We start from the raw sequence: 22,867 nt of genomic DNA, 5'->3' as shown, positions 1-22,867 counted from the left end.
CTAGAAACGCACCGACCTGGGCGCTTCTCCGAAATTGCTGACCTGTGCTCAGCATCCGGACCCGGGCGACTCAACTCGGCGGTTTACGGTCCGACAGTCCGTGCATGAACACATAGCAGCCGGGAATCCGCGGCGCCCCGTCGGCGAATTTGGCTTGATACTCCGACGGCGTCACCCCGACCAGCTGCCGGAACTTACTGCTGAACGATCCGAGACTGCTGTATCCGACCATCATGCAGATCTCGGTCACGGTGAGATTGGTGGCCCGCAGATAATCTTGCGCCCGTTCGATCCGCCGCTCCGCGAGATACGCCGCTGGCGTGACGCGGTAGACCGCCGTGAACGCGCGCAGGAAGTGGTACTTGGAAACCCCTGCGGCAGCGGCCAATTCATCCAGATTCAAGGGCTCGGCATAGTGGCGATCGGCAAGATCGCGCGCCCGCCGCAGGTGTGGAAGCAGGTAGAGCGCAGGCAGTCCCGTCATCTCAGGTGAACGGCGCGAGTTCGTCGAAACGGTAGGACGCCCGGCCCGCGGCCCGCCATGCCCTTGCCGTCAGATCCAGGTCCTCATCGGTGACCAGATTGCCCATCACCCGAACCGCGGTGCGCTGCAGATACTTCGACCGCATCACCGGCGGCCCGCCCAGCGGCACCATCCGCGGATGGGTCGCCAAACCAGCGATCCGCCGCGCCACCGAGAAGGTCCGCCCGTAGCGGGCGCGCAGCAGCTCCGGCCACACCGTGGTGAGATCCGGTTCGTCCAGCAGCCCGGCGAGCATATGCCCGCCCTCCAGGCCGTAATCGATGCCTTCGCCATTGAGTGGATTCACACAGCCCGCGGCGTCACCGATCAGCACCCAGTTGCGCCCCGCGACATTCGAGACCGCGCCACCCATCGGCAGCAGCGCGGATGCGACCGCCCGCAGCGAACCCTCGAACTGCCACTCCGCGCGGCGCAGTGTGGTGTAGTGCTCCAGTAGCGGTTTCAGCGCGATATGCGAGGGCCGTTTCTCGGTGGCCAGCGAGCCGACACCGATATTCACCTCGCCATTGCCCAGCGGGAACACCCAGCCATAGCCCGGCACCAACTCGCCGTCGGCATTGCGCAGTTCCAGATGCGAGGTGATCCACTGGTCGTCACTGCGCGCGGATTTGATGTAGGCGCGGGCGGCGGTGCCGTAGGCGTACTGCCGATGCCAGGTGCGCCCGAGCAGTTTGCCGATCGGGGAGCGCACGCCATCGGCGACGACAAGGATCTCGCAGCCGATATCGCGGGTGCCCGCCGCTGTCTTCACCGTCACACCGGTGACCCGGTCACCCTCGCGGATGACATCAATCACCTTGGTCCCGTCGAGCATTCGCGCGCCGGACTTCACGGCTGTCTCACGCAGTTTGTCGTCGAGTTCGGTTCGGGGAACGGCACTTCCGTAGGTCGGGAAGGAACCGCCCGGCCAGGGCAGCAGCGCCTCGCGGCCGAAGCCGGTCATCCGCAGGCCGTGGTTCACGGTGTGCGCGCGCAGCCAGTCACCGAGCCCGAGGTGTTCCAACTCGGCCGTCGCGCGCGGGGTCAGTCCGTCACCGCAGGTCTTGTCACGTGGGAAGACGGCGGAATCGGTGAGCACGACGTCGCGGCCGGCCCGCGCGGCCCACGCGGCGGTCGCCGATCCGGCCGGCCCGGCACCGACCACGAGCACTTCGGTCCGCACGGGAAGCGCGCTCTGCGTCGGCCCGTCCCCGCCCTCGGGTGTGACTTCCGGTGAACCCATGCGCTCAATACTCGCAGGGCGGTTCCGTTCATGTCGACGGTGCCCGCTCGCGGCACCGACCTTGTGATCGATGAGCTCGGAAAACACCACCGGTGACTGCTTGTAGGTCACTCATGACGATCTATGGAAAAGTGTCTGATACACCGCATAGTGACGGTGTTCATGGGACCCGCGGCGGGGACACGCTAGGTTCTCTACCGTGGGGTCGGACGCATCGCTGGGAGAAGAAATGAGCACATCGGCTATGAGCGAGCGGAGCGAGCGAATCATGGACACAGCGTGCGCCGCTCCCGGCGGAGGTGAGCGCCAGCGAGCCGCAGACGGGAGTGACGAGAGCACTGTGGTGGCCGGGGTCGATCTCGGTGACACCGAGCTCGCCGTGACTGTGCGCAATGGACTCATCGATGTCGAAAAACTCCTGATCGACGAGCTTTCCGACGGCGAGGACTTCCTACAGGAAGCGGCGCTGCATCTGGCAAAGGCCGGCGGTAAGCGATTCCGTCCCCTGTTCACCATCCTCACCGGCCAACTCGGGCCGCGCCCGACCGATCCCGAGCTGATCACCGCCGGCACCGTGGTCGAGCTGGTGCACCTGGCAACCCTCTACCACGACGACGTGATGGACGAGGCCCCGATGCGCCGCGGCGCCCCGAGCGTGAATTCGCGCTGGGGCAACAGCATCGCCATCCTCGCCGGCGACTATCTCTTCGCGCACGCGTCCCGGCTCACCTCGACCCTCGGTCCGGACGCGGTGCGGATCATCGCCGAGACCTTCGCCGAACTGGTCACCGGCCAGATGCGCGAAACCATGGGCGCGCGCGAATCCCAGGATCCGGTGGAGCACTATCTCCGCGTGGTCTGGGAGAAGACCGGTTCGCTGATCGCGGCCGCCGGACGCTTCGGCGGCACCTTCTCCGGAGCCGACACCGAGCACGTCGAACGACTGGCCCGGCTCGGCGACGCGGTCGGCACCGCCTTCCAGATCTCCGACGACATCATCGACATCTCCTCGGCCACCGAACAGTCCGGTAAGACACCGGGTACCGACCTGCGCGAGGGCGTGCATACCCTGCCGGTGCTGTACGCACTGCGCGACGAGGGCACCGAGGGCGACCGCCTGCGCAAGCTACTGGCGCATCCGCTGCAGACCGACGACGAGGTCGACGAGGCGCTCGCCCTGCTCGCCCATTCGCGGGGCATGGTGCTGGCCAAGGAGAAGCTGCAGGGCTACGCGGATATCGCGCATGCCGAACTCTCCGCGCTGCCGTCGGGCCCGGCCAACGACGCGCTGGAGCGCCTGGTCCGCTACACCATCGAACGCGTCGGGTAATCGAGTCGCACCCGTCGAGCTCACATTCGATCAGGAACCTTTGCCCGGGCCACATCGTTGACCTCGTGTAATGCAATAGGGGAGGCGACAACTGATTTCGTGAGCACATGGGTAACTCGCCGGGTACGTCCAGAACCCGACCAGGCACTCGACGCAGGACCTGTGACCATGTCTCGCGGCACCGACTGGTATGGCCTGAATACGCGGAGAGGCGGACATGCACGGGTATGCGAATGGGTTGAAGACCTTCGGGCTCATGATCGGGCTCTCGGCCTTGATCGTGTTGGCCGGGGCGATGTTCCGCAGTCCGACGATCCTGTTCCTGGCGATCCTGCTCGCGGTGGGCATGAATGCCTACGCCTACTTCAACAGCGACAAGATCGCGCTGAAGGCGATGCACGCGCAGCCCGTCAGCGAGCTGGAGGCGCCGGTCATCTACCGCATCGTGCGTGAGCTCGCGACCACCGCGCGCCAGCCGATGCCGCGGCTCTACATCAGTCCGACCAACGCTCCCAACGCCTTCGCGACCGGACGCAGTCCCCGGCACGCGGCCGTCTGTTGTACCAGCGGCATCCTGCAGATTCTCGACGAGCGGGAGCTGCGCGCCGTACTCGGCCATGAGCTATCGCACGTCTACAACCGCGACATCCTCATCTCCTCGATCGCCGGCGCACTGGCCGCGGTCATCTCCGGCCTGGCCAACCTGGCCTTCTTCGCCTCCATGTTCGGCGGCAACCGCAACGGTGCGGGTCCCAACATATTGGGCGTCATCCTGATCACGCTGCTCGGCCCGATCGCCGCGACCCTGGTCAAACTGGCCGTCTCCCGCTCCCGCGAATACCAAGCCGACCAGTCCGGCGCCGAGCTGACCGGCGACCCGCTCGCGCTGGCCTCGGCCCTGCGCAAACTGGAGCGCGGCGTGCAGGCCGCCCCGCTGCCCCCTGAGCCCCAGTTGACGGCCCAGTCGCATCTGATGATCGCCAACCCCTTCCGTGCCGGTGAGCGCGCGGCCCGGTTGTTCTCGACGCACCCGCCCATGGCCGAACGGATCGCCCGCCTCGAGGAAATGGCCGGCGGACCCCGCAACTACTGATGCCGAGAACCGCTGGCGCTCAGTCGAGTTCGGCCGCCAGTTCGTGTTCATAGGCGCGCAGCGTCGCCACGAACAGCTGCCGCTGCTCGGCGTCCAACGGTGCGAGCACCTTTCGCCACGCCCGCGCGCTGCCGCCGAGCCACGCATTGACCGAACTCTCATGCGCTGCGGCGATACCCACGATGGTGCGTCGTCGATCCGCCGCATCCGAGCGCCGTTCCAATACCCCCTGGCGGCTCAAATCGCCGACCATCAGGCTGACCGTGGTCGGCGCCACCTCGAGCCGCGCCGCGAGATCGTTGACCGTCATCGGCCCCTCGAACACCAGATTCGCGAGCAGCGACAGATGTCGCGGCGCGAGCGAAAACGATTGCAACTCTTCGGGAACGCGCATTTTCTTCGCCCGCCCCACCACCCGGGGCATGAGCAACAACAGGCTCCGGATGCTCTCCTCGACCGCCATCCCCGCGCCGGCCCGCTCGCTCGTCGACATCTCCGGCACCTCCGACATAGCCGTTGAATGAGAAACCCCCGCCGATCATCATGATCGACGGGGGTTTTCGGTGGCAGGTGTAGGATTCGAACCTACGTAGGCTTTCACCGACAGATTTACAGTCTGCTCCCATTGGCCGCTCGGGCAACCTGCCGTCGCGCTTCTCGGCGCGCAGAGCAGCTTACAACGAACCCGCACCCAGAATGCAAACCGGCTGGCCATCGGCCATGCGACAGGACTACGGTCGCGCTCCGGGGTAGAACTGACGGTGACCGATTTTCGATCCGTAGTGACTGCGGATCGCTGGAAAAGGTCAGCCAGAACCCGTTGGACCCGCCAGGACAGGAGCGAAGTGTGGCCGATTCGTCTTTCGATGTTGTCAGCAAGGTCGACCGTCAGGAGGTCGACAACGCTCTGCATCAGGCGGAGAAGGAGCTGAACACCCGCTACGACTTCCGTGGCACCGGCGCGACCATCGAATGGTCCGGTGAGGACAAGATCGTGCTGACCGCCGAGGCCGAAGAGCGAGTCAAGGCGGCGCTGGATGTGTTCAAGGAAAAGTTGATCCGCCGCGATATTTCGCTCAAGGCATTCGATGCCGGCGAACCCGCGGCCTCGGGCAAGACCTACAAGATCACCGGCACGCTGGTGCAGGGCATCGATACCGAGCATGCGAAGAAGATCTCCAAGAAGATCCGCGACGAAGGACCCAAGGGCGTCAAGGCGCAGATCCAGGGCGAGGAACTACGCGTCTCCAGCAAGAAGCGCGACGATCTGCAGGCGATTATCGCCCTGTTGAAGGGTGAGGACTTCGGCATTGCGCTGCAGTTCGTCAATTACCGGTAGGGTGGCGGCTGAAGGGTGGTCGGAAAACTGCTCTGACCACCCGGTTTGGAAGTGCGACCGGTGAGTGTGTAACCTCGTTCAAGACTTCGCCGCGCCGGGGTCGAGTTCGAAGATCGCGGTGCGGAGCTAGTCATGCCCCCTTAGCTCAGTCGGCAGAGCGTTTCCATGGTAAGGAAAAGGTCAACGGTTCGATTCCGTTAGGGGGCTCGCCGGATTGCCGGTGGTGACCGACTCGGCATCTCCAAGGTTGGGCGCGGCACACCAAGGCAATGCGACCCCGTGGCGGTGTAGCTCAGTCGGTAGAGCAAACGACTCATAATCGTTGTGTCGCCGGTTCAAGTCCGGCCATCGCTACCAAAGACCGATCAGACCATCTGGTTGACCCGAAAGAAGGAATATCGTGGCCGCGAAGTCCACCGATGTCCGGCCAAAGATCACCTTGGCCTGCGAGCAGTGCAAGCACCGCAACTACATCACCAAGAAGAACCGGCGCAACGACCCGGATCGGCTGGAACTGAAGAAGTTCTGCCCGAACTGCGGCACGCACCGGGGGCACAAAGAATCCCGCTAGTCCACCACGCGTGCCGCTGCCGCGTTGATTGACTTCCGGGTTGCGTCCCGGGTTCTCGGTTCGTGACACTTGCCAGGGCCGGACAGTCATGTCCGGCCCTGACGCATTTCACGGGTTACGAGTGCGGTGGGCGAACGAGCGATAGCGAGAGAGCGATCAGGCACAGCCGCCCATGCGGTCACGACGGAGCCGAGCGCTAGCGAGGTGCAGTCGTGACCGCTCGTCGACTCCCAGGTGCGGGGTCAGATAGGTACAGTCCTCCCGTGACAATCAACACCGGTACAGACGAAGCGGTCGCAACGGACGAAGCGTTCGACCCGGCGGCGCATGCCGCGGCGATGGTCGGTCATCACTACCGCGTCGACGACTACTACGAGGTCGGCCGCGAGAAGGTGCGTGAATACGCCCGCGCCGTGCAGGACTACCACCCGCTGCACTGGGATGAGGACTCCGCCCAGGAGTTCGGTCACGACAGCCTGCTCGCCCCGCTGACGTTCATCTCCCTGGTCGGCATCCTGGCCCAGCGCAAGCTCTTCGAGCAGATCGTCACCGGTTACGACCTCAGCCAGATCATGCAGACCGATCAGATCCTGGAGTTCCACCGGCCGATCAAGGTCGGCGATCAGCTGGTCTGCGATGTCTACCTGCACTCGTTCCGGCAGGCCTTCGGTGGCGACATCATCGTCACCAAGAACATCGTCACTTCGAACGACGAGCTGGTGCTCACCACCTACACCACGCTGATCGGCCGCAGCGGCGGCGATATCGACCCGAATCTGCAGGGTGCGGTCCGCAACGTGCTCATGCACGGTATCGACGAGGACGCCCCCAGTCATCACCCGCGTACGCCACTGACCGCCGGTGTGCCGCCGGTGCCGGTCAGCACGGTGCTCGAGATCGCGCCGAGCAAGCACGCATTGAACTTCGAGGACGTCACCGTCGGCGACGAGCTGCCTGCGCGCACCGTCCGGCTGACCCGCGGCGATCTGGTGAACTACGCGGGCGTCTCCGGCGACGCGAATCCGATCCACTGGAGTGACGAGGTCGTCAAGCTGGTCGGCCTGGACAATGTGGTCGCGCACGGCATGCTCACGATGGGCCTCGGCGGCGGTTTCGTCACCTCCTGGCTCGGCGATCCCGGTGCGGTCAAGGAGTACAACGTCCGCTTCACCAGCCCGGTCTACGTCGGTTCCGAGGAGCCCGCCGAGGTCGAGTACACGGGTAAGGTGAAGTCGGTGGATCCGGAGACCCGGACCGCGGTCGTCGCCATCGTGGCGAAGTCGGCGGGCAAGAAGATCTTCGGACGCGCGACCGCGACGGTGCAGCTGGCTTGACCTGGTCGGGTGACCCTGATTGGCAAATGCCGCGGGCGGTAACGTACACTCAGATTTCTGGGGTCACCAGCCGCTGCGCGCTGCTCTGCAAGGGCTGGTTCCAGGTGAGTCCGCCAGGATTCGCCAACGGGGCCGGTCGATTGCCGGGGTGGCGCGCGTGTTGTGTGACAGCAGAGAGCAAGACCGAAAACTGAATACCGAACAGTGGCTGGACAGCTGTGATCGTCCAGCCGAAGGGGCGTAGCTCAACTGGCAGAGCAGCGGTCTCCAAAACCGCAGGTTGCAGGTTCAAGTCCTGTCGCCCCTGCCCTGGATGCCAGCGACGAAAGGATCGACGTGGTCGACGAGCGGGAACCTCGCCGCGGCGCGCACGGCGCCGAGGATGACGACGACTCCGCCGTCGCTCGTCCGAGCGGCAAGCGATCCGCTCGGCGGACTCGCACCGCGTCGCAGGCCGATACGGGTTCGATCGCCACGATCGACCGGCCCTCATCGGCCAAGGCAACCAAGAAGACCGATCGGGCCGAGCGCAAGAAGACGGGTAACCCGTTCAAGCGTTTGATCAAGTTCCTGCGCGAAGTAGTCGCGGAACTGCGCAAGGTGATCTGGCCCAACCGGAAGCAGATGGTCACCTATACGAGCGTTGTTCTGGTGTTCGTGATCTTCATGGTCGCGTTCATCAGCGGGTTGGATCTGGCGTTCATCAAGGGTGTCAACTGGCTGTTCGGCTAGCTGAACGCCGCTTGCGACTGCTTGCGGGTCGCTCGAAACGGTCAGCCGGACGCCGGTAGCCGATTCCGGGTCGGCCGCGTTTTCGCGCCCGGCCCGGTACGCAAAGGATGTACGTGACGACACAGGAAGCGAGTGCCCCAGTGAGCACCCCGGAGAACGACACAACCGACGAGTTCCCGGTCGATGAAGCGGTGGCGACCGTCGAGGAGTCCGCGGACGTCGAGGCGTCTGTGGTCGACGAATCCGAGCCCGCTGACACCGAACTCGCCGCTGACGCCGCGCCTGTTGATGCCGAGCCCGCCGATCCCGTCGCCGAGATGAAGGCCGCACTGCGGCGTGCACCCGGTGACTGGTACGTGATCCACTCCTACGCCGGGTACGAGAACAAGGTGAAGGCCAACCTCGAGACCCGCGTGCAGAACCTGGACCTCGAGGAGTACATCTTCCAGGTCGAGGTGCCGACCGAAGAGGTCACCGAGATCAAGAACGGGCAGCGTAAGCACGTCAACCGCAAGGTGCTGCCCGGCTACATCCTGGTCCGGATGGAGCTCAACGACGAGTCCTGGGGCGCGGTGCGCAATACCCCCGGTGTTACCGGATTCGTCGGCGCCACCTCGCGCCCGTCCCCGCTGTCCATCGATGACGTGGTGAAGTTCCTGGTTCCGGCCGCGCAGCAGCAGAAGAAGCCTGCTGCCGAGGCCGCTGGCGCCGCTTCGGCCTCGACCGATCTCGCGCCGAAGCCGGTCATCGAGGTCGACTTCGAGGTCGGCGAGTCGGTCACCGTGATGGACGGCCCGTTCGCGACGCTGCCCGCCAGCATTTCCGAGGTCAACGCCGAGCAGCAGAAGCTCAAGGTGCTCGTGTCGATCTTCGGTCGCGAGACCCCGGTCGAGCTGGCGTTCACCCAGGTCGCGAAAATTTAGACTGTTCAGTCAGCGGCAGGTGAATTGTCCTGCCGAGGATCACAACACCTTGGACTTGCAAAGAGCAAGGAAAACAGACACCTAGGAAAGAAAGATGCCCCCCAAGAAGAAGAAGCTCGCCGGGATCATCAAGCTTCAGATCCAGGCCGGCCAGGCGAACCCGGCTCCTCCGGTCGGCCCCGCGCTCGGTCAGCACGGCGTCAACATCATGGAGTTCTGCAAGGCGTACAACGCCGCGACCGAGTCGCAGCGTGGCAACGTCATTCCGGTCGAGATCTCGGTGTACGAGGACCGGTCCTTCGACTTCAAGCTGAAGACCCCGCCCGCCGCTCGCCTGCTGCTCAAGGCCGCCGGTGTGCAGAAGGGCTCGGCCGAGCCGCACAAGACCAAGGTCGCGAAGGTCACCATGGATCAGGTCCGGGAGATCGCCAAGACCAAGCAGGAAGATCTGAACGCCAAGGACATCGACCAGGCGGCCAAGATCATCGCGGGCACCGCTCGCTCGATGGGTATCACCGTCGAGGGCTGAGTTCCCGTCGTCCCGGACTCGATCCGGGATCCAGGTGGGAGGGTCGGCCAGACCCGCAAACCACGTCTGAACCAGAACATTTAAGGACAGAGAATCATGGCAAAACGAAGCAAGGCGTATCTCGCCGCGGCCGAGAAGGTCGACAAGACTCAGCTCTACTCCCCGCTGGCCGCCGCGCGCCTGGCGAAGGAGACCGCCACCGCCAAGACCGACGCGACCGTCGAGGTCGCCGTTCGTCTCGGTGTGGATCCCCGCAAGGCCGACCAGATGGTCCGCGGCACGGTCAACCTGCCGCACGGCACCGGTAAGACCGCCCGCGTCATCGTGTTCGCGGCCGGTGAGAAGGCCGCCGAGGCCGAGACCGCCGGTGCGGACGCTGTCGGCGCCGAGGATCTGATCGAGCGGATCCAGGGCGGCTGGCTGGACTTCGACGCCGCGATCGCCACCCCGGACCAGATGGCCAAGGTCGGCCGGATCGCGCGTGTCCTCGGCCCGCGCGGCCTGATGCCGAACCCGAAGACGGGCACGGTCACCAACGATGTGACCAAGGCCGTCAACGACATCAAGGGCGGCAAGATCAACTTCCGCGTCGACAAGCAGGCCAACCTGCACTTCGTCATCGGCAAGGCGTCCTTCGACGATGCCAAGCTGGTGGAGAACTACGGCGCCGCGCTGGACGAGATCCTGCGCGCCAAGCCGTCGACCGCCAAGGGCCGCTACGTCAAGAAGGTGACGGTCTCGACGAACACCGGACCGGGCATCCCGGTGGACCCGAACCGCACCCGCAACCTCCTCGATGAGGATGCGTAAGTAGCACCCGAGCCTCGGTAGCTCACCGCACAGGGCGGGAACGCGATTCGCGTTCCCGCCCTGTGCGCGTATTCGGACTAATTCGCGCGCGGCGATGGTTGGCCCTGAGGTGACCGCTGTTCTGCTCATATCCGGGAGCACGCGTAGTGCCTCGACCAATACCGCCGCACTGCGCACCGTGGCGGCGATCGCGCCCGAGGGGATCGAAACCTTCTGGTACCAGGGCCTCGCCGAGCTTCCGGCGTTCAGTCCGGATGATGACGGGACCGGCCATCCGTCGGTTGTCGCACTGCACGAACATATTTCGCGCGCCGACGCGGTCCTGCTCTGCACCCCCGAATACGCGGGCACCCTCCCCGGCAGTTTCAAGAACCTGCTCGACTGGACCGTCGGCACCGCCGACCTCTACGAAAAGCCAACGGCCTTCCTCAATGTCGCCGCCCAAGGTCGCGGCGAAGGCGCCGCCGCCACCCTGACCACGGTGCTGGGTTACGTCGGTGCGATCGTCGACCCGGCCACCTGCGCCCGCCTCCCGGTAGCGCGCGACGCCGTCGACGCGACCGGCCTGGTCACCACCCCCGAATTCCGCACCGGCGCACTACAGGCACTACACCGCCTGGTCCGCCAAGCGACACTTGCACCCGCCTGACCCATCGCCTCGACGGGCAGTGGCCCTGGGGTTCTGCGGATTTGGGTCAGCCCAGCATTGCCACGAGAAGTAGACCCCGTTTTGGCAGATCGTGGGCACGCCAGGTACTCTGGGCAGCAGTAATCGACCAGTTCGATAACTACCCAATCCGTTCTACCGAAGACCGTTGGTCGCTGTGCCCGTATGGGTGTAGTCGAAGGTCCGGCGATATCGCTGGCGGCCCACGCAGGGAGAGCCGAGGCTGGGAATCTAGGTCCGGGCTTGCCCGGGTCGAGAATTCTATTGCGCCCCGGAACGCTCTGCGTTCGGGGCGTTTGCTTTGTCGCTGACCCTTTCGAGCGACCTGCAAGCAGTCGCTAGCGACCCCCTGGTACTCGGCAGTTCGAATACGAACCGACATCCAGAGAGGAGGCGAAGTATGGCAAAACCCGAGAAGGTCACCGCGGTCGCGGAGATCGCGGAGCAGTTCAAGAGCTCGTCGGCCACCGTCATCACGGAATACCGTGGTCTGTCGGTCGGCAAGATCACCGATCTGCGTCGCGCGCTCGGCGAAGGCGCTACCTACTCCGTCGCCAAGAACACCCTGGTCAAGCGTGCGGCCGCGGAAGCGGGCGTCGTGGGCCTGGACGACTTGTTCGTCGGACCGACCGCCATCGCCTTCATCAAGGGTGAGCCGGTCGACGCAGCGAAGGCCATCAAGACCTTCGCCAAGGACAACAAGGCGCTCATCATCAAGGGCGGGTACATGGACGGCGCCGCGCTGTCCGTTGCCGAGGTCGAGAAGATCGCCGACCTGGAGTCCCGCGAGGTGCTGCTGGCGAAGCTGGCCGGCGCCATGAAGGGCAATCTGGCGAAGGCTGCCGGTCTGTTCAACGCTCCCGCTTCGCAGGTGGCCCGCCTGGCCGCCGCCCTGCAGGAGAAGAAGCAGGCCGAAGAGGGCGGCGCGGCCGCCGAGTAACACCCATGCGGGTGACTCGTGCGCGACTCGCCCTCATAGACAACCAACTACCGAAAGGAAACAACAATGGCCAACGTTGACGAACTGCTCGAGACCTTCGGCAACATGACCCTGCTCGAGCTGTCGGACTTCGTCAAGAAGTTCGAGGAGAAGTTCGAGGTCACCGCGGCTGCTCCGGTCGCCGTCGCCGCCGTCGCCGGTGCCGCTCCGGCCGAGGCCGTCGAGGAGCAGGACGAGTTCGACGTCATCCTCGAGGGTGCGGGCGACAAGAAGATCCAAGTCATCAAGGTGGTCCGGGAGATCGTCTCGGGCCTGGGCCTGAAGGAAGCCAAGGACCTGGTCGAGGGCGCCCCGAAGCCGATCCTGGAGAAGGTCGCCAAGGATGCGGCCGAGGCTGCCAAGGCGAAGCTGGAAGAGGCCGGCGCCAAGGTCTCCGTCAAGTAATTCGCGAGCCGGCTTTTTCGAGCGACCTGCAAGCAGTCGCTCGCGGCACGCCTGACGGGCGGTCCCCATTGGGGGCCGCCCGTTTGCTTTGTCCGTGGCGTGGCCACGGTAACGCGAATACTGAGAGAGATTCGGGGTTACTCTTCGGTCAGGTTGGGGTGTGCCGCGTCAAGCTCATGGGATACAGTGACCGCACCCACTGTGACGCGACACACCGTGATACCGAATAGCGCGGTTCGCCGGTGGGCTGCTCGCTGAGAAATTGTGGAGGTTTGGCGTGGGCGTCGAGGTCAGGACCGAGGGTGTTACGAAGTCTTTCGGTTCACAGCGTATTTGGCAGGATGTCTCCCTGACGCTGCCCTCCGGGGAGGTCAGCGCGCTGCTCGGCCCCTCGGGTACCGGTAAGTCGGTCTTTCTGAAGTCTCTTATCGGTTTGCTGCGTCCGGAGCGCGGCTCCATCTTTATCGATGGCACCGATATCACTACTTGCTCCAATAAGGAGCTGTACGAGATCCGCAAGCTGTTCGGTGTGCTGTTCCAGGACGGTGCGCTGTTCGGGTCCATGAATCTGTTCGACAATGTCGCGTTCCCGTTGCGTGAGCACACCAAGAAGACCGAGTCCGACATCAAGAAGATCGTGATGGAGAAGCTCGAGCTGACCGGTCTGCTGGGCGCGGAGAACAAGCTGCCCGGTGAGATCTCCGGTGGTATGCGCAAGCGTGCCGGTTTGGCCCGTGCGCTGGTGTTGGACCCGCAGATCATCCTGGTCGACGAGCCGGACTCGGGTCTGGATCCGGTGCGTACCTCTTACCTGTCGCAGCTGTTGATCGATATCAACGCGCAGATCGACGCGACGATCCTGATCGTCACGCACAACATCAACCTGGCTCGTACCGTCCCTGACAACATCGGGATGCTGTTCCGTCGCTCGCTGGTCATGTTCGGCCCCCGTGAGGTCTTGCTGACCTCCGAGGAGCCGGTGGTCAAGCAGTTCCTCAACGGCCGCATGATCGGTCCGATCGGTATGTCCGAGGAGAAGGACGAGGCGCAGATGGCGCGCGAGCAGGCGCTCGTCGACGCCGGACACCACCACGGTGGCGCCGAAGAGGTCGAGGGCATCATTCTGCAGATGCGTGCCACGCCCGGAATGCCGGTGCGCCAGGCAGTGATTCGTCGGCAGGCGCGCGTCCGCGAAATCATGCATACCCTGCCGCACGCGGCCCAGGCGGCGATCCGTGACTCACTTGATCAGAGCGACGACACGCAGGTGATGGCGTATCAGAACGGCGACCAGGGTGGATACCAGGGTGGGTCATTCGACACTACCGTGCGCCACAACACAACTAACGGGTAACATCTGCGATCGTGTATTCCACCCTGGCGCGATTGCGGACTCCTCTGGAGTCGGGGTTTGGCCAGGCCGGCAACATCTTTGCGCTGTTCATCGACGTACTGCGCAAGACGTTCAAACGGCCTTTCCAAGTGCGCGAATTCATCGAGCAGTCGTGGTTCATCGCGAGTGTCTCGATCTTGCCCAGCGCACTGGTCGCCATCCCATTCGGTGCGGTTGTCGCGCTGCAGACCGGCTCTTTGATCAAACAACTCGGCGCCGAATCCTTTAGCGGCGCTACCAGCGTGCTGGCTACCGTCCAGCAGGCCGCCCCCGTTGTCACCGCGTTGATCATCGCGGGCGCGGCCGGATCGGCGGTCGCCGCCGATCTCGGCTCGCGCACCATCCGTGAGGAGATCGACGCGATGGAAGTACTCGGCGTCGATCCGATCCAACGGCTGGTGGTGCCGCGCGTACTCGGCATGATGCTGGTCGCGGTGCTGCTCAACGGCCTGGTATCGGTGGTCGGCATCGCCGGAGGCTATTTCTTCAATGTGCTGCTGCAGGGCGGCACGCCCGGCGCCTACCTCGCTTCGTTCTCGGCACTTGCGCAGTTGCCCGACCTTTGGATCGGCGAGATCAAGGCATTGATATTTGGTCTGCTCGCCGGCGTGATCGCCGCGTACAAGGGGTTACATCCCAAAGGGGGCCCGAAAGGAGTCGGAGACGCGGTGAACCAATCCGTGGTTATCACGTTCATGGTGCTGTTCTTCGTGAACTTGGTCCTGACCCTGGTGTATTTGCAAGTCGTCCCCGCCAAGGGCGCCTGACCCGTGGCCACCCCCTATCGCCCCCCGGTCCTGGCCAAGTCCGCCCGCCGGGTCCGTGAGATCGCGCGCATGCCGGTGAACATCATCGACCGCGCCGGCGATCAGATGTCGTTCTACTCCAAGGCCATTGCCTGGATTCCGCGCACCGCCGTGCACTACCGCAAGGAGGTCATGCGGCTGCTGGCCGAGGTGACCTTCGGCAGCGGTGCGCTGGCCGTCATCGGCGGCACCATCGGCGTCATCGTGTTCATGTCCGGTTCGGTCGGCGTCGTCGTCGGCCTGCAGGGCTTCAAGGCACTGGACTCGCTCGGCAGCTCGGTGCTGACCGGCTTCCTCACCGCCTACATCAACACTCGCGAGATCGCGCCGCTGGTCGCCGCGTTGGCGCTATCGGCAACGGTCGGTTGTGGTTTCACCGCCCAGCTCGGCGCGATGCGGATATCCGAGGAGATCGACGCGCTCGAGGTGATGGCGGTGCCCGGTGTGCCGTTCCTGGTCACCACCCGGGTGATCGCGGGCTTCCTCGCGGTCATCCCGCTCTACATCGTCGGCCTGCTCGGCACGTTCCTGGCATCGCGGATGATCAGCATCTGGTTCAACGGACAGTCCAGTGGCTCCTATGACCACTATTTCAGTCTGTTCCTGCCACCCGAAGACGTCTTGTATTCATTCGTCAAAGTGCTGGTCTTCGCGTTCGTGATCATCATGGTGCACTGCTATTACGGCTTCAACGCCACCGGCGGACCGGCCGGAGTCGGCGTCGCCGTTGGCCGCGCGGTGCGCGCGGCGATCGTGTTGGTGAACGTGCTCGACTTCTTCCTCAGCCTCGCCATCTGGGGCACCACCACGACAGTGCGGGTCGCCGGATGAGCGAGCGTAGCGAGCGAACAATAGACACAGCCGAGCAGCGCGCTCGTGCCGGAGCCGAGCGCCAGCGAGGCGCAGGCATGAGCGAGCGAACAATAGACACAGCTGAACAGATCATGGCCAGTGAGGTGCCGTCATGAGTAACGGCACGCAAATGTGGCGCGCGACGGAGAAGTTGCGCATCCGGCTGCTCGGTATCGCGTTCTTCGTGATCTGTGCGCTGTTCCTGGCGACGACGATCGCGATCTACAACAAGGCGTTCGTCGAGACCGTTCGGGTCGATCTCATCACCGACAGCGTGGGAAATGCGTTGACCCGCAACGCCGATGTGAAGGTGCGTGGCGTCAATGTCGGCGAGGTGCGGTCGAGCCGGTCCGAGGGCGGCAAGGTGACCCTCGACCTGGCGATCGATCCCGGCAAGGCCGAGCAGATCCCGGTCAACGCGACGGCCCGGCTGCTGCCGAAGACGCTCTTCGGTGAGCGGTATGTGGACCTGGTCATTCCCGACGATGCCAGCAAGCAGCACCTGACCGATGGTGTGACCCTCCATCAGGACACCAGCGGCAATGCCATCGAGATCAGCAAGCTGCTCGATGACGTGATGCCGCTGCTGCAGGCGATTCCGCCGCAGGATCTGGCCTCCACCCTCGGCGCACTGTCGCAGGCGCTGTCCGGCCAGGGCCTCGCGCTCGGTGAGTCGGTCGACAAGTTGGACAACATCTTCCGTGACCTCAACGGCGTCATGCCCGATATCAAGCAGGATCTGGTGAGTTTCGCCGATGTGGCCGCGACCTACTCCGATGCCCTACCGCAACTGGTCGACGCGTTCGACAATCTGCGCACCACCAACGCGACGATCGTGCAGCGCCGCCCGCAGATCGACACCCTGTTGGCCACGCTGAATCCGACCGCGGCCACCACCGCGGACTTCCTGATCGCCAACCGCGACAACATCATCGACCTGGCCGCCGACTCCCGCCCCGCGCTGGAACTGCTGGCCACCTACTCACCGACCTACACCTGCGCGCTGGCGAACTTCGCCAAGATGAAGCCGCGCATCGACCAGCTCATGGGCATGGGCACTTCGCGGCCCGGCTCGCGGGTGAGCATCGAGTTGACCAACACTCGTGGCAAATACCTGCCCAACCAGGACGAGCCGCGCTGGCTGGATACCCGAGGGCCCTGGTGCGTGCCGGAGTACCCGGTCTTCACCGATCCCGGGCAGTACACCGGCGGACCGAGTAATGACGGCTCCTATGCCGTCCCGAGCCGTAACCCTGGCGACCAGGTCAGCGGCAAGTTGGAGGCGCCGCAGTTCGGCGTGTACCCGGCCGCGAACGTGCCGACCACGGTGGGTTCGGCGACCGAACAGCAGACCCTCGGCACGATCTACGGTGCGGCGAACGGTGTTTCGCCGGACCAGGTGCCCAGCTGGGTCACCAGGATCGGTGCGCCCGCATTCCGTGGCAGCGAGGTGAGCGTGCGATGAAGGAAAGGATGCGCGGCCTCGGATCGCCGCTGACCAAGCTCATCATCTTTGTCATCGTCACGATTTTCGCGACGACGATCCTCGGGCTCTCGATCGCCAACTACTCCGGCGGCGGCACCGCGTTCAAGGCGCGATTCACCGATGTCACGTCGCTCAATCCGGGTGACGAGGTGCGCATCGCCGGTGTGCGGGTCGGCAAGGTCACCAGCGTCTCGATCGTGGACAAGCGCCAGGCCGAGGTCGGTTTCGAACTGACCGACCGCAATTGGCTGCCCGCCTCCACGACGGCGACCATCCGCTACCGAAACCTGGTCGGCCAGCGCTATATCGCCCTCGAGCAGGGTGCGGGCGAGCAGGGCCGCAAGCTCAACAAGGGCGCGACCATTGGGCTCGAGCACACCAGGCCCGCGCTGAATCTGACCACCCTGTTCAACGGCTTCCGTCCGTTGTTCCAGACGCTCACCGCCGATGATGTGAACAAGCTGTCCTACGAGATAATCCAGGTCTTCCAGGGCGAGCAGGGCACCATCCACGATCTGGTGGCGACCACCGCGAACCTGACCAACAAGATCGCCGACAAGGACGCCGTCATCGGTGATCTGGTGCGGAATCTGACGGCGGTGCTCAACGCCGTCAACGAGCGCGAGGGCCAGTTCGATCAACTGATCGTCAATACCGAGGCGCTGGTCAGCGGGCTGGCCGCCGAGCGCGACACGATCGGCAGTTCGGTCACCTCGCTGGGCAATCTGGCCTCGGCCACCGCGGATCTGCTCGTGCCGACCCGCCCGACGCTGCAGGGCTCGATCGCCGGGCTCAGCCAGCTGACCGGCACTCTCGACGAGCGCAAGGATGAAGTGAACACGGCACTGACCAACCTGCCGATCAAGATGGAAAAGCTCGGCCGTGCCGGCAGCTACGGCTCCTGGTTCCAGTTCTATCTCTGCGGTATCGACATCGTGGTCGGGCCGGGCGCGGTGGACGCGCCGCAGCTCAACCTCCCCGCCGGACTGCCGACGGTCAACCAGCCGCTCTACACCAACGCCGCGCCGCGCTGCCAAGGGAAGGGTGGTCACTGATGGACGACCGGATCCTGCTCGGTAAGCGCAGCCCCGCGTTCATGGGCGTGCTCGGCCTGGCCATGGTGCTGCTGGTGACGATCTCCGCGTTCTTCCTGGACCGGCTGCCGATCATCGGCGCAGGCACCAAGTACACCGCGGAGTTCTCCGAGGCCGCTGGCATCAAGAAGGGCAATGAGGTTCGTATCGCGGGCGTGAAAGTCGGTGCGGTATCGGATGTTCGGCTCGACGGCAGCAAGGTGCTCGTCGACTTCCGCACCCAGGACGCCTGGATCGGCAACGAGACCACCGCTTCGATCCAGATCAAGACCGTGCTCGGGCAGAAGTATCTGGCACTGGATCCGAAGGGTTCCGGGCCCGCCGATCCGAGCAAGGCGATTCCGTTGTCGCGCACGGTAGCGCCGTACGACGTGGTGGACGCGTTCAGCGATGCGGCCAAGAGCATCGATCAGATCGACACCGCGCAGCTGGCCACCAGCATGCAGGTGCTGTCGGAGGCGTTCGAGACGACCCCGCCGGAGATCCGCAACTCGATCGACGGTGTGGCCCGGCTCTCGGAGACCCTTGCCAAGCGCGATGAAGAGCTGAAGAAGTTGTTCGCGGCGACCAGGCAGACCACCGGGGTGCTCGCGGACCGCAATCAGCAGTTCGAGCGGCTGCTCGCCAACGGCGGACAGCTGTTGGCCGAGTTGAACATTCGGCAGCAGTCGATTTCACAGCTGCTCAGCGGCGCCAGGACGGTGTCGGCCGAGCTGAGTGCACTGGTCGCCGATAACGAGGCGCAGATGGGGACGGCGCTGACCAACCTGAAGGCAGCGATCGACCTGCTGAACGACAACCAGCAGAACATCTCCAAGACGCTGGAGCTCGCGGCCCCGTTCTACGGCCTGTACGCCAACGTGCTCGGTACCGGCCGCTGGTTCGACGCGGTGATCGTGAATCTGGTCCCGCCCGGCCTGCCGGAGATTCCGGGCGATCGTCCGCCGGTGCGCACCATGGGAGGTAACTGACGTGGTGGACTGGCCTCGTAAGGAACCGCTGACCGCACTGCGGTCGTCGGGTCGCGGCACCAAGGCGGCCATCGTGATCGGCGTGATCGCGGCGCTGGTCGCGGCCGGAGTGCTCTGGTGGGTCTTCGACCGGATGACCACGACCAAGATCACCGCGTATTTCGACCGCTCCGTCGGCATCTACGAGGGTTCGGATGTGCGGATCCTCGGCGTGCCGGTTGGCAGTGTGGATTCCGTTGAGCCGCAAGGTGATCAGGTCAAGGTCGTGATGAGCGTCGACCGCAGTTTCGACGTCCCCGCGGACGCCAAGGCCGCGCAGATCACGCCCTCGATCGTCTCCGATCGCTACATCCAGCTGACCCCGGTCTACACCGGCGGGCCGAAAATGGCGCGCACCGCGACCATTCCGCGCGAGCGCACGGTCACCCCGGTCGAGGTCGACCAGCTGTACAAGAGCATCACCGAACTCTCGGATGCGTTGGGCCCCAACGGCGCCAACAAAGAGGGCGCGGTGAACGAATTGGTGCGCACTTCGGCCGCGAACCTGGCGGGCAACGGAGAGGCGTTGGCCAACACCATCACTCAGCTCTCGCGCGCGACGCGGTACCTGGGTGACACCCGCGGCGATATCTTCGACACGGTCAAAAATCTGCAGACCTTCGTCACCATGCTGGCCCAGAACGACCAGCAGGTGCGGCAGTTCAATGTCCAGCTCGCGGATCTGTCCACCTTCCTCGCGGGGGAGCGGCAGAACCTGGGCGCGGCGCTGAACCTGCTGTCGGTCGCGCTGGGCGATGTCGCCCGGTTCATCGATGAGAACCGCGATCTGGTCCAACAGAACGCGCAGGGCCTGACCACGCTCACCGCGACGCTGGCCAAGCAGCGCGATGATCTGGCCGCCACGTTGCCGGTGCTGCCGCTGGCGCTGAGCAACCTGATCAATATCCACAACGCGGAGTCCGGCACGCTCGATATGCGCGCCAACTTCACTGATCTGCAGGACCCGTTCGGCGTGGTGTGCAAGATGCTGGATCTGAGCAAGCTGATGCCGGGCGATCCGAAGTTCGAGGCGCTCGGCAAGCAGATGCGCCCGATCCTGGAGCACTGCAAGGAGATCACCGATCAGATCACCGCGGGCGTGCAGACGCCGACGTTGATCCTGCCCTTCGGCATCCTCAGCAATGAGAACGAACAGCGCGCTCCGGTGCCGGGGACCGTTCCGGGTACCCCGTCCGATCAACTTCCGCCCTCGCAGGGAGGTGGCCAGCGATGAACAAGCGAATCCGTTCGGTGGCACGCACTCTCTCCGTAGCGACGGTGGTCGGGATGAGCGCGGTCCTGGTGACGTCGTGCGCCTCCGACGGTATTTACGCGGTCCCGCTGCCCGGCGGCGCCGATGTCGGTGCGCACCCGATGACCATCGATATCCACTTCGACGATGTGCTCGATCTCGTGCCCCAGTCCGCGATCAAGGTCGAGGGCGTGGCAGTCGGGCGGGTCGAGGACATCGCGCTCGCGCCGGACGGCTGGACCGCGAGTGTGCGCGCCGTGGTGAACTCCTCGGTCGACCTGCCCGCGAACGCGCGGGCCGAGGTGCGGCAGTCGAATCTGCTCGGCGAGAAATTCATCGAACTCGCCAAGCCCGCCGAGGAACCCGACTCCAAGAAACTGACCAATGGCTCGGTCATCCCGGTCGACCACACCCGGCACGCGACCGAGGTCGAGCAGGTGCTCGGCGCGATGTCGCTGTTGCTCAACGGCGGTGGCGTCGCGCAGCTGCAGCCCATCGTCACCGAGTTGAACAAGACCCTCGGCGGCCGTGAGGAGCGGGTGCGCTCACTGCTGGATCAGGCCAATCAACTGATCGGCGGGCTGAACGAGCAGGTCGACGACATCACCAGGGCGATCGACGGACTCGGCACGCTGAGCAGTCGGGTGAGCACCCAGACCGATCAGATCAGCAAGATCATCGATGAGCTGCCGAAGGGCATCAAGATCCTGAACGAGCAGCGGCCGCAACTGATTGCGCTGCTCCAGCAGCTGGATCGGGTGGGTCAGGCCGGTTTCGACGTGCTGAACCACTCGAAGGACGATCTGATCAAGGATCTGACCTCGCTGCGCCCGACGCTGCAGGAACTCGGCAAGGCCGCACCGGATCTGGTCACCGCGCTGCCGCTGGTGCCGACCTACCCGTTCCCGGACTCGACGCTGGAGGGCACTTTCGGCGGGCAGGTGAACACCTGGCTGTCGGTGGATCAGCAGATCGGTGTCACGCTGAGCAATCTCGGCGTCGGCAAGGGTGATCCGGTCTACATTCCGCCGCCCTACGGCCCGGAGGTGCCGGTGAATCCGACCAACCCGTACTACGGCGGCAATGGCCCGCGCCCGGGCTGGCCGACGGTTTCGCTGCTGCCGCTGCCGCCCAATATGCCTCGCTTCCCGGCCGGTCTGCCGCAGCTGCCGACCGATCCGCTCGGGGCGATTCTCGATCAAATCGCACCGGGAGGTGGCCAGCGATGACCCGTCTGGTGCGCTATCAGCTGATCGCGTTCGCGGTGATCGCGGTGCTCGGCGTGGTTTACGTCGGCGCGAAGTACGTTCGGCTCGATCACATGCTCGGCATCGGCGAGTACAACGTGAAGGTCGACGCCAAGCAGACCGGTGGCATCTACAAAGGTGCGGAGGTGACCTACCGCGGCGTTCCGGTCGGCCGGGTCGGCAATCTCGAACTCACCGATTCGGGTGTGGCGATCGATCTCGTACTCGATTCGGGCGCGCCGAAGGTTCCGGAGTCGGCCCGCGCCGTCATCGCCAACCGTTCGGCCATCGGTGAGCAGTACGTCGATCTGCAGCCCGATGCCGACCACGGCCCGTATCTGCGCGACGGTTCGGTGATCACCTCGGCGACCACCCCGATCTCGGTGGAGCAGCTCGTGCAGAGCGTCGATACCTTCACCCGTTCGGTCGACCTCACCGCGCTGAACACCACCGTCACCGAACTCGGCAAGGCATTCGACGGCAAGGGCGACGATCTCAAGGTCTTCATCGATTCGCTGAACAAGTTCACCGCGACGTTCAATGACACACTGCCGCAGACGATTCAGCTGATCCGCGACGGCCGGATCGCGCTGGGCACCCAGGCCGATCAGTCGGGCTATATCCGGCAGTTCAGCCAGGGCCTCGACGAACTCACCGCGCAGCTACGCTCCAGCGATCCGGATATCCGCCGGCTCATCGGCACCGGCACCGACGCGGGCGAGCAGATCACCGCGTTGCTGAACGAGAGCGGCGGTGCGCTGACCGAGGATCTGACCAACCTGCGGCAGCTGCTGGTGTCCATCTCGCCGAAGTTCTACGCGCTGCGCCCGCTGCTGCAGATGATTCCGGGGCTGTCCATCGGCGCTTCGTCCACCGCGCCCGGCGACGGCACCAGCCACTTCGGCCTGGTGCTCGAAGCGAACAACCCACCCGCCTGCACCCAGGGCTACGAGGGCACCCAGGCCATCCTGAAGCAGATGAAGCGGGAGAACCCGGACTTCGACGACACCCGCGATGAATTCCCGTTCAACAAGGACGCGAAATGCACTGTGCCGTTTGGTAATCCGACGGCGGTACGGGGCGGAGCGCGCGCCGATCTGGCCGATCCGAATATCACGCAGCCGTGGGACTCGACCCCGAAGACCGATCCGGAAAAGCTGAACCTGAACCCGATCGCCGTGCAGATGGCCACCATGCTGGGGGTCACGCCCAAGCGGTGAACAGGACCTATGCGGCTACTCCGCAGTAA

24 protein-coding genes and 4 tRNA genes are annotated in these 22,867 nt (G+C 64.7%); 24 read left to right on the top strand and 4 right to left on the bottom strand.

Features of this window, described 5'->3' with window-relative positions; translation table 11 throughout:
- Window positions 1-70: 70 nt before the first annotated feature.
- Together OG874_RS30870 and OG874_RS30865 are read right to left on the bottom strand one after the other, a co-directional pair.
- Window positions 71-484: a helix-turn-helix transcriptional regulator gene (locus OG874_RS30870; RefSeq protein ID WP_330250598.1), complete on the bottom strand. Its 414-nt coding sequence runs from the start codon at window positions 482-484 to the stop codon at window positions 71-73.
- A gap of 1 nt (window position 485) precedes the next feature.
- Window positions 486-1,766, bottom strand: a complete 1,281-nt coding sequence (locus tag OG874_RS30865) for a geranylgeranyl reductase family protein (RefSeq protein WP_330250597.1) — start codon at window positions 1,764-1,766, stop codon at window positions 486-488.
- 268 nt (window positions 1,767-2,034) lie between these two features.
- On the opposite strand from OG874_RS30865, the gene OG874_RS30860 reads away from it, so the two are divergent.
- On the top strand, window positions 2,035-3,096 hold the full coding sequence (locus OG874_RS30860) for a polyprenyl synthetase family protein (RefSeq protein ID WP_330257492.1): 1,062 nt from the start codon (window positions 2,035-2,037) through the stop codon (window positions 3,094-3,096).
- Between the two features lie 217 nt (window positions 3,097-3,313).
- The gene (htpX, locus tag OG874_RS30855) at window positions 3,314-4,189 is read left to right on the top strand and encodes a zinc metalloprotease HtpX (protein WP_330250596.1); all 876 of its coding nucleotides are present in this window, start codon (window positions 3,314-3,316) and stop codon (window positions 4,187-4,189) included.
- A 19-nt stretch (window positions 4,190-4,208) separates the two neighbouring features.
- Here the strand turns inward: htpX and OG874_RS30850 are convergent, their stop codons facing one another.
- Together OG874_RS30850 and OG874_RS30845 are read right to left on the bottom strand one after the other, a co-directional pair.
- Window positions 4,209-4,682, bottom strand: a complete 474-nt coding sequence (locus OG874_RS30850) for a MarR family transcriptional regulator (RefSeq protein ID WP_330250595.1) — start codon at window positions 4,680-4,682, stop codon at window positions 4,209-4,211.
- A 71-nt stretch (window positions 4,683-4,753) separates the two neighbouring features.
- Window positions 4,754-4,836 (bottom strand) — tRNA-Tyr (locus tag OG874_RS30845).
- Window positions 4,837-5,036: 200 nt separating this feature from the next.
- On the opposite strand from OG874_RS30845, the gene OG874_RS30840 reads away from it, so the two are divergent.
- The 22 genes from OG874_RS30840 to OG874_RS30735 all read left to right on the top strand — a co-directional run bounded on the left by OG874_RS30840 (window position 5,037) and on the right by OG874_RS30735 (window position 22,838).
- Window positions 5,037-5,528, top strand: a complete 492-nt coding sequence (locus tag OG874_RS30840; RefSeq protein WP_330250594.1) for a YajQ family cyclic di-GMP-binding protein — start codon at window positions 5,037-5,039, stop codon at window positions 5,526-5,528.
- Window positions 5,529-5,662: 134 nt separating this feature from the next.
- Window positions 5,663-5,735, top strand: a tRNA-Thr gene (locus tag OG874_RS30835).
- Between the two features lie 74 nt (window positions 5,736-5,809).
- Window positions 5,810-5,885: transfer RNA gene (locus OG874_RS30830), tRNA-Met, on the top strand.
- 43 nt (window positions 5,886-5,928) lie between these two features.
- On the top strand, window positions 5,929-6,099 hold the full coding sequence (gene rpmG / locus OG874_RS30825) for a 50S ribosomal protein L33 (RefSeq protein ID WP_014988500.1): 171 nt from the start codon (window positions 5,929-5,931) through the stop codon (window positions 6,097-6,099).
- 269 nt (window positions 6,100-6,368) lie between these two features.
- A complete protein-coding gene (locus tag OG874_RS30820) occupies window positions 6,369-7,433 on the top strand; it encodes a fused (3R)-hydroxyacyl-ACP dehydratase subunits HadA/HadB (RefSeq protein WP_330257491.1) in 1,065 nt (354 codons plus the stop codon).
- Window positions 7,434-7,667: 234 nt separating this feature from the next.
- Window positions 7,668-7,740, top strand: a tRNA-Trp gene (locus OG874_RS30815).
- A 29-nt stretch (window positions 7,741-7,769) separates the two neighbouring features.
- Window positions 7,770-8,165: a preprotein translocase subunit SecE gene (gene secE, locus OG874_RS30810; RefSeq protein WP_330250593.1), complete on the top strand. Its 396-nt coding sequence runs from the start codon at window positions 7,770-7,772 to the stop codon at window positions 8,163-8,165.
- A gap of 140 nt (window positions 8,166-8,305) precedes the next feature.
- Window positions 8,306-9,088 carry a transcription termination/antitermination protein NusG gene (nusG, locus tag OG874_RS30805; protein WP_330257490.1) on the top strand — a complete coding sequence of 261 codons (783 nt, stop codon included), beginning with the start codon at window positions 8,306-8,308 and terminating at the stop codon, window positions 9,086-9,088.
- Window positions 9,089-9,182: 94 nt separating this feature from the next.
- Window positions 9,183-9,617, top strand: a complete 435-nt coding sequence (gene rplK, locus OG874_RS30800) for a 50S ribosomal protein L11 (protein ID WP_330250592.1) — start codon at window positions 9,183-9,185, stop codon at window positions 9,615-9,617.
- A gap of 96 nt (window positions 9,618-9,713) precedes the next feature.
- Window positions 9,714-10,427: a 50S ribosomal protein L1 gene (rplA, locus tag OG874_RS30795; RefSeq protein ID WP_330250591.1), complete on the top strand. Its 714-nt coding sequence runs from the start codon at window positions 9,714-9,716 to the stop codon at window positions 10,425-10,427.
- A 109-nt stretch (window positions 10,428-10,536) separates the two neighbouring features.
- Entirely contained in the window at window positions 10,537-11,076 is a 540-nt protein-coding gene (locus OG874_RS30790; RefSeq protein WP_330250590.1) for an NADPH-dependent FMN reductase, read from the top strand.
- 418 nt (window positions 11,077-11,494) lie between these two features.
- Complete coding sequence (gene rplJ, locus OG874_RS30785) at window positions 11,495-12,034, top strand: 50S ribosomal protein L10 (RefSeq protein ID WP_330250589.1); 540 nt, start codon at window positions 11,495-11,497, stop codon at window positions 12,032-12,034.
- A 66-nt stretch (window positions 12,035-12,100) separates the two neighbouring features.
- Window positions 12,101-12,478 (top strand): 50S ribosomal protein L7/L12, encoded by a 378-nt coding sequence (gene rplL / locus OG874_RS30780; protein ID WP_330250588.1) that lies wholly within the window; start codon window positions 12,101-12,103, stop codon window positions 12,476-12,478.
- Between the two features lie 277 nt (window positions 12,479-12,755).
- Window positions 12,756-13,832, top strand: a complete 1,077-nt coding sequence (locus OG874_RS30775; RefSeq protein WP_330250587.1) for an ABC transporter ATP-binding protein — start codon at window positions 12,756-12,758, stop codon at window positions 13,830-13,832.
- Between the two features lie 11 nt (window positions 13,833-13,843).
- Window positions 13,844-14,638 (top strand): MlaE family ABC transporter permease, encoded by a 795-nt coding sequence (locus tag OG874_RS30770; protein WP_330250586.1) that lies wholly within the window; start codon window positions 13,844-13,846, stop codon window positions 14,636-14,638.
- A gap of 69 nt (window positions 14,639-14,707) precedes the next feature.
- The gene (locus OG874_RS30765; protein ID WP_330257489.1) at window positions 14,708-15,508 is read left to right on the top strand and encodes an MlaE family ABC transporter permease; all 801 of its coding nucleotides are present in this window, start codon (window positions 14,708-14,710) and stop codon (window positions 15,506-15,508) included.
- Between the two features lie 133 nt (window positions 15,509-15,641).
- The gene (locus tag OG874_RS30760; RefSeq protein ID WP_330250585.1) at window positions 15,642-16,994 is read left to right on the top strand and encodes an MCE family protein; all 1,353 of its coding nucleotides are present in this window, start codon (window positions 15,642-15,644) and stop codon (window positions 16,992-16,994) included.
- A gap of 8 nt (window positions 16,995-17,002) precedes the next feature.
- A complete protein-coding gene (locus OG874_RS30755; RefSeq protein WP_330257488.1) occupies window positions 17,003-18,070 on the top strand; it encodes an MCE family protein in 1,068 nt (355 codons plus the stop codon).
- Complete coding sequence (locus OG874_RS30750; protein ID WP_330250584.1) at window positions 18,070-19,080, top strand: MCE family protein; 1,011 nt, start codon at window positions 18,070-18,072, stop codon at window positions 19,078-19,080. Before OG874_RS30755 ends, OG874_RS30750 begins: the two co-directional genes overlap by 1 nt.
- Window positions 19,081-19,117: 37 nt before the next feature.
- Window positions 19,118-20,353 (top strand): MCE family protein, encoded by a 1,236-nt coding sequence (locus OG874_RS30745; protein WP_330257487.1) that lies wholly within the window; start codon window positions 19,118-19,120, stop codon window positions 20,351-20,353.
- Entirely contained in the window at window positions 20,350-21,600 is a 1,251-nt protein-coding gene (locus OG874_RS30740; protein ID WP_330250583.1) for an MCE family protein, read from the top strand. Before OG874_RS30745 ends, OG874_RS30740 begins: the two co-directional genes overlap by 4 nt.
- On the top strand, window positions 21,597-22,838 hold the full coding sequence (locus OG874_RS30735; protein ID WP_330250582.1) for an MCE family protein: 1,242 nt from the start codon (window positions 21,597-21,599) through the stop codon (window positions 22,836-22,838). The genes OG874_RS30740 and OG874_RS30735 overlap by 4 nt, the downstream gene beginning before the upstream one ends.
- The last annotated feature ends 29 nt before the right edge of the window (window positions 22,839-22,867 follow it).

This window comes from Nocardia sp. NBC_00565 (assembly GCF_036345915.1).
Classification (GTDB): domain Bacteria; phylum Actinomycetota; class Actinomycetes; order Mycobacteriales; family Mycobacteriaceae; genus Nocardia.
The sequence above is the reverse complement of the archived record's forward strand: the minus strand, read 5'-3'. Positions and strand labels throughout refer to the sequence as shown.

Bases quoted from the DNA above. Each gene is read 5' to 3' on its own strand.
- OG874_RS30870 (WP_330250598.1), bottom strand. From the start codon at position 484: ATGACGGGACTGCCTGCGCTCTACCTGCTTCCACACCTGCGGCGGGCG.
- OG874_RS30865 (WP_330250597.1), bottom strand. From the start codon at position 1,766: ATGGGTTCACCGGAAGTCACACCCGAGGGCGGGGACGGGCCGACGCAG.
- OG874_RS30860 (WP_330257492.1), top strand. From the start codon at position 2,035: ATGGACACAGCGTGCGCCGCTCCCGGCGGAGGTGAGCGCCAGCGAGCC.
- htpX (WP_330250596.1), top strand. From the start codon at position 3,314: ATGCACGGGTATGCGAATGGGTTGAAGACCTTCGGGCTCATGATCGGG.
- OG874_RS30850 (WP_330250595.1), bottom strand. From the start codon at position 4,682: ATGTCGACGAGCGAGCGGGCCGGCGCGGGGATGGCGGTCGAGGAGAGC.
- rplK (WP_330250592.1), top strand. From the start codon at position 9,183: ATGCCCCCCAAGAAGAAGAAGCTCGCCGGGATCATCAAGCTTCAGATC.
- rplA (WP_330250591.1), top strand. From the start codon at position 9,714: ATGGCAAAACGAAGCAAGGCGTATCTCGCCGCGGCCGAGAAGGTCGAC.
- rplJ (WP_330250589.1), top strand. From the start codon at position 11,495: ATGGCAAAACCCGAGAAGGTCACCGCGGTCGCGGAGATCGCGGAGCAG.
- rplL (WP_330250588.1), top strand. From the start codon at position 12,101: ATGGCCAACGTTGACGAACTGCTCGAGACCTTCGGCAACATGACCCTG.
- OG874_RS30765 (WP_330257489.1), top strand. From the start codon at position 14,708: ATGCCGGTGAACATCATCGACCGCGCCGGCGATCAGATGTCGTTCTAC.
- OG874_RS30760 (WP_330250585.1), top strand. From the start codon at position 15,642: ATGAGTAACGGCACGCAAATGTGGCGCGCGACGGAGAAGTTGCGCATC.
- OG874_RS30755 (WP_330257488.1), top strand. From the start codon at position 17,003: ATGCGCGGCCTCGGATCGCCGCTGACCAAGCTCATCATCTTTGTCATC.
- OG874_RS30750 (WP_330250584.1), top strand. From the start codon at position 18,070: ATGGACGACCGGATCCTGCTCGGTAAGCGCAGCCCCGCGTTCATGGGC.
- OG874_RS30740 (WP_330250583.1), top strand. From the start codon at position 20,350: ATGAACAAGCGAATCCGTTCGGTGGCACGCACTCTCTCCGTAGCGACG.
- OG874_RS30735 (WP_330250582.1), top strand. From the start codon at position 21,597: ATGACCCGTCTGGTGCGCTATCAGCTGATCGCGTTCGCGGTGATCGCG.